5 protein-coding genes are annotated in these 5388 nt (G+C 32.0%); all 5 read left to right on the plus strand.

The features are described 5' to 3' along the window. The first annotated feature begins 203 nt into the window (after nt 1-203). On the plus strand, nt 204-875 hold the full coding sequence (locus AC5XHR_RS13560; protein WP_055041226.1) for a hypothetical protein: 672 nt from the start codon (nt 204-206) through the stop codon (nt 873-875). 648 nt (nt 876-1523) lie between these two features. Then, on the plus strand, nt 1524-2108 hold the full coding sequence (locus AC5XHR_RS13565) for a hypothetical protein (protein ID WP_495951321.1): 585 nt from the start codon (nt 1524-1526) through the stop codon (nt 2106-2108). 286 nt (nt 2109-2394) lie between these two features. Next, the gene (locus AC5XHR_RS13570) at nt 2395-3234 is read left to right on the plus strand and encodes a helix-turn-helix domain-containing protein (protein WP_495951322.1); all 840 of its coding nucleotides are present in this window, start codon (nt 2395-2397) and stop codon (nt 3232-3234) included. An 83-nt stretch (nt 3235-3317) separates the two neighbouring features. After that, the gene (locus AC5XHR_RS13575; protein ID WP_495951323.1) at nt 3318-4214 is read left to right on the plus strand and encodes an alpha/beta hydrolase; all 897 of its coding nucleotides are present in this window, start codon (nt 3318-3320) and stop codon (nt 4212-4214) included. 349 nt (nt 4215-4563) lie between these two features. Further along, complete coding sequence (locus AC5XHR_RS13580) at nt 4564-5160, plus strand: phosphodiester glycosidase family protein (protein ID WP_495951324.1); 597 nt, start codon at nt 4564-4566, stop codon at nt 5158-5160. The last annotated feature ends 228 nt before the right edge of the window (nt 5161-5388 follow it).

Below are 5388 nucleotides of genomic sequence, written 5' to 3' on the forward strand. Positions count from 1 at the left end.
TGTATTGGCAAAATGCGGGGTTAAATGTAAAGTAGAAAAAGCAGAAATATTTAGCCGCCGCTGCTTTTCATATTGTTTTTTTTCTTTAATTTTAACAATCTGAAAAAGCATCGGCTACACGCAGTCGAAATTGAACCATTTGTCCAATTTAGCCCGCACTTCGCCAATACTTTTTCCGTTGTGCGATATTTTAAACCAATATTATGTATAGAATTGCAAACGATATTTCAAAATTAAAAAATAACCCTTCCAATTATTTAGGCGAAAGAAATTTATACGAGTTGGCAAGGTATATTGATAGAATTAATGTTGCGCATTCTTTTGAAGACAATATCTTATTCTCCAAATACTGCCAATTATATTTTTCCGAAAAGGTTGATATTGATTGGGTTCAGATTATTTTAAATTATTGCAATGGGAATAGTAGTGTGGCTTTCGACCTTTTCTTTGAGGTTTATGAAGATTTTTTTACCGATGACTCGCAAATTGACACAAGATTGATTTTGCACAAAGCCTTATACTATGCATTTATAGAAATTCGACACAGTCAAGACAATAACGCTAGATTGTTGGCTGATTTATGCCATAATATACCTTTAAAACTTAATAGTATTCTGCCAGATAGAATCATCCATAAATATGATGACATTTTAGAGTCTATAATAGAGGAATATTGGAATGATAAATTTGTCATCTCATTCTTTGTCAACAACTTTCCTGAACTAGAAGGTTGTTTTCGGCAAGTTTGGAAATCAGCCAATTCTACGACAATAATGTCTTGCGGATATCCAGAACTAATCCAAGATGATGAAATTTTAGTCAAGGAATTTTTTGCGATCAGAGCCAAATCGATAAAAATTAAATCACAATGTTAAAAAAAAACATCGCACAACATAGTATTTGCAAAAGGCGGGGTTGAATATATAATAGAAAAACCCGATGCATTTAGTCGCAACTTGCTTTTCATATTGTATTTTTTTGTAATTTAACAATCTGAAAAAGCAATTTGCTTCGTTCGGTCGAAATTGAACTTGCAGTTAAATTTAGCCCGCCCTTCGCAAATACTTTTTCCGTTGTGCGATATTTTATAACCAACTTTGGCACAAAAAATGCATTAAATTATATAAAAAGATAATATTATCAAAGTTTAAAAATTATACGCGGGAACTGCTCTAGTATTAATTGGGTTATTAATTCTTCAAAGTTTTAAATTTAATTCAGCTTCAACATGTTACCAAGTTTGGACAGGACTTACAGCTGAATGTTTTGACGTAGGTGGAAGTTATGGACTTGTTAATGATAAAACTTCATTTGCCACAGCATTCAATAATCTTAAGTCTGCCAGTGATGCTAAATTTGATGGCTCTAAAATCACAGATGGGAAAGGAAATGTTTATGTAAAATATTCACCTTCATCTACCGAAACTTTTCAGGGAAAGGGTTACAACATAGTTGGAGGATTGTCAATCAGTTCAGGCCCAAATTCCGTCAAAAAAATACGATTTACTAAAAACTAAATTAAAATGAGAAGCATAATAATAAATGACCCGGAAAGCGTATATAATTATCAAAAGATAGAAAGTGAATTATATAATGTAAAGGAACTAAAGCCAAATGTTGCGCTTTTCCCAAATCAGGTTTTTAATAAAAAATTTGACCATTATTTTTTCTTAAATGAAAACGGTTGGTTCAATAGTGAAGATGAATTTTCAGAATTGAAGACCTTTATCCATAAGAGTAAAACTAAATCCATGATTGCGTCTGCGCCTGTGTTTTATCTGCTAAACGCAATAGAAATTACGGAGGAAACCACCCACACCGAGTATATAGTAAACCATACATATTCTGAATTTGAACACCCTGAAAAAAAATTGGGATTAAGGAAATCTCATGAATCATTTTATTACGATAAAGATAAAAAGTGGGCAATGTTTGGAGACTTTACGCATAATGTAGTTATAATTGGCGTTTTAAATGAACATAAAGTTGCATTAGGAGAAAGCTTTAAAGATAAGTTACTTAGTATTGATAATTTTTTAACATTTCTCGAAAAATCACAAAATTCAATAATTGATCATAGAACAACTATTATTGAGAGATATAGTTAGGATTTAGAGAAAACATCGCACAACATAGTATTTGCAAAAGGCGGGGTTGAATCGTTAATAGAGAGACCCGGTGCATTTAGCCGCAAATTGCTTTTCGTTCCACATTTTTTTTTAATTTAGTTCCACAAAAAAGCAATTTGCTTCGTTCGGTCGAAATTGAACTTCCAGTTTAATTTAGCCCGCCCTTCGCAAATACTTTTTCCGTTATGGGTAATTTTTCAACTCGACTTGTCCTAAAGAATTAACCTTGTAGAAAATGAGATAAAAGATCGAAACACCAACATTGATGAAAGCGTTTCCAAAAGAAAAAATACTTAAAGATGGTAACTTACTATTTGCAAAATGGAAAACCAATTCTGCATCGACCAAACAATTTGTGCTGATGCAGGAAAATGCTTTTGTTTTTGTTTTAAATGGGAAGAAAATAATTGCTCAGGAAAAGGATATTGAAGTGGATAATACACAGGTTTTGTTAGTAAAAAAAGGAATTTATAAAATGACCGAATATTTAGCAAATGACGGAACATTTGAGGCATTGGTCATTTATTTTAATAACACTTTCATCAAGCAATCGACTGTATTGGAAATCTACAATTCCGAACAATCATCCTGCAATATAGACATAATAGTACTTAATAAAAACAAGATAATTGATAGCTTTATCAAACAATATCTAAGTTACATTCAAGAAAATGAAAATAACCAATCTATTTTGGAATTAAAAGTTACTGAACTTACCTATTTACTCTCAAAGCAAAATCCTCGTGCAAAGCAATTTTTTAATTCAATCACACAACAAGATGACAACTTGAAAACTATAATGGAAAACCTATATAAAGAGAATTATAGCATAGAAGAATTGGCTGGTTTTACAAACCGAAGTCTTTCTAAATTTAAAAGAGATTTTGCAAAGACATTCAATTGTACTCCTGCAAATTGGATATTGAAACAAAGATTAACCGAAGCACAATCTTGTTTGCTTACTACTGATAAAAGCATATCAGAGATTGCTTACCAATGTGGCTTTAGTAGCCTGTCCCAGTTTGACAAATCTTTTAGACGGTATTTTGGATTTACTCCTTCTTCTTTTCGTTCGTCTATAATGGACGAAATCGACAAATCATAGAACGTATAGGACAACATTGTTTACCTGCTACTTAATAATTTTGTTGGAATAATAACATTAACATTAAAGCAAATAGTAAAATTATGTGCAGGTACAATTTAAAAAAAATAAACTATCTAAGTGACGGAATTAGATTAAGTGCATTGCAGTACACACCTAAAAAAGAAGGAAAATATCCGGCTATCATTATGGCACACGGATTTGGGCTGACCAAAGAAGCTTATATCGACAAATTTGCGGAAAAGTTTGCAGAAAATGATTTTGTGGTGATTCTATTTGATTACAGAAATCTTGGAGAAAGTGAAGGTATGCCACGACAGGAAGTAAATCCTTTTATACAAATAGACGACTATAAAAACAGTATTACGTATGCGTGTTCATTAAGCAATGTAGATGACAATAGAATTGGAATTTGGGGAACAAGTTTTTCGGGTGGACACGTCATTGTAACCGCTGCAACCGATAAAAGAGTTAAATGTGTGGTGTCACAAGTACCTACAATCAGTGGTTATCAAAGCAGTTTGAGACGAACGCCTGCCGAAAAAACCACTTTATTTTGGAAGACGGTAAAAAAAGACCGTTTGAATCGCTTGCTAGGAGAAAAACCATTGATGCGGACATTGGTCGGAGAATCAGAAGATTTTCCTATTTACCCGATGATGGATGCGAAAGAATATTATATGAATGCCTTTAAATTATCACCTACATCTCGGAATGAAGTTACTTTACGCTCAACAGAATATTCCCGAATGTATGAACCAGGTATTTATGCTTCGCAGATTAGCCCGACACCTATTTTATTCATTGTTGCACTTAACGACATCGTAACACCTACAGATTTAATTTTGGATACTTATGAAAACACTTTGCATCCAAAAGAATTAGTAACTGTTTCAGGCGGACATTTTTCTCCATATATCGAATTTTTCGATAAAACATCAAACGCTGCATTAGATTTTTTTGAAAAGTATTTGAACTAAAAAACTACCCATAACATTGTATTTGCAAAAGGCGGGGCTGAATATATAATAGAAAAAACCGATGCATTTAGTCGCAACTTGCTTTTCATATTGTATTTTTTTGTAATTTAACAATCTGAAAAAGCAATTTGCTTCGTTCGGTCTAAATTGAACTTTTCGTCCAATTTAGCCCGCCCTTCGCAAATACTTTTTCCGTTATCTGCAACCATAAACCAATATTACGTTGAAATTCCCAATCATTTTTCTACTTTATTTTTCATTATTGGTATGTTTTTCATGTAACAAAAAAAATGAGAAAGAAAAAGAATTTGTAATCTATATTGCAAATCCTAAAGAACAGAAAGTAAAATTGTATTGGAAAAATGAAAATTTAACTTTTAAAAGCATTGAGAATTTAAAAAAGTATTTAGAATCACAAAATCAAAATTTAGAATTTGCAATGAATGGAGGAATGTTTGAAAATGGTAATTCACCAAAAGGTCTATACATTGAAAATTCGAAAATATTGAAAAATATTGATACGCTTAACGGAAATGGAAACTTTTATTTAGAGCCAAATGGAGTGTTTTTAATAACCAAGAATGGCGAAGCCGATATTATCGAAACAAAAAAATATAAACAAAACCCCCAAATTGAATTTGCGACACAATCTGGTCCAATGCTTTTGATTAATAATGGAGAGATAAATCCAACTTTTCAGCAAGAATCTAAGAATCTTAATATTCGAAATGGTGTTGGAATTTTGGAAAATGGAAATATAATTTTTGCGATGTCAAAAAAAGAAATCAATTTTTACAACTTTGCGAAACTTTTTAAAGATTTAGACTGCAAAAAAGCACTTTATTTAGATGGTTTTGTTTCCAGAACTTACGCTCCTACAAAAAAATGGGAACAAATTGATGGAAATTTTGGAGTCATAATTGGAATCACAGAAAATAAGAAATAAGTATGGCTGCAGATAACATAGTATTGGCAAAATGCGGGGTGAAAGGCAAGTTGAACTTTTCGTAAAATTTAGCCGCCGCTGCTTTTTCGTATTATTATTTTTTGTAATTTAACAATCCGAAAAAAGCATCGGCTACGTTCAGTCTAAATTGAACTTTTCGTTCCATTTAGCCCGCACTTCGCCAATACTTTTTCCGTTATCTGCAAGCAAAAAACAAACAACCTTCCA

The sequence above is a fragment of the Kaistella sp. CFF1-2 genome (genome assembly GCF_059509915.1).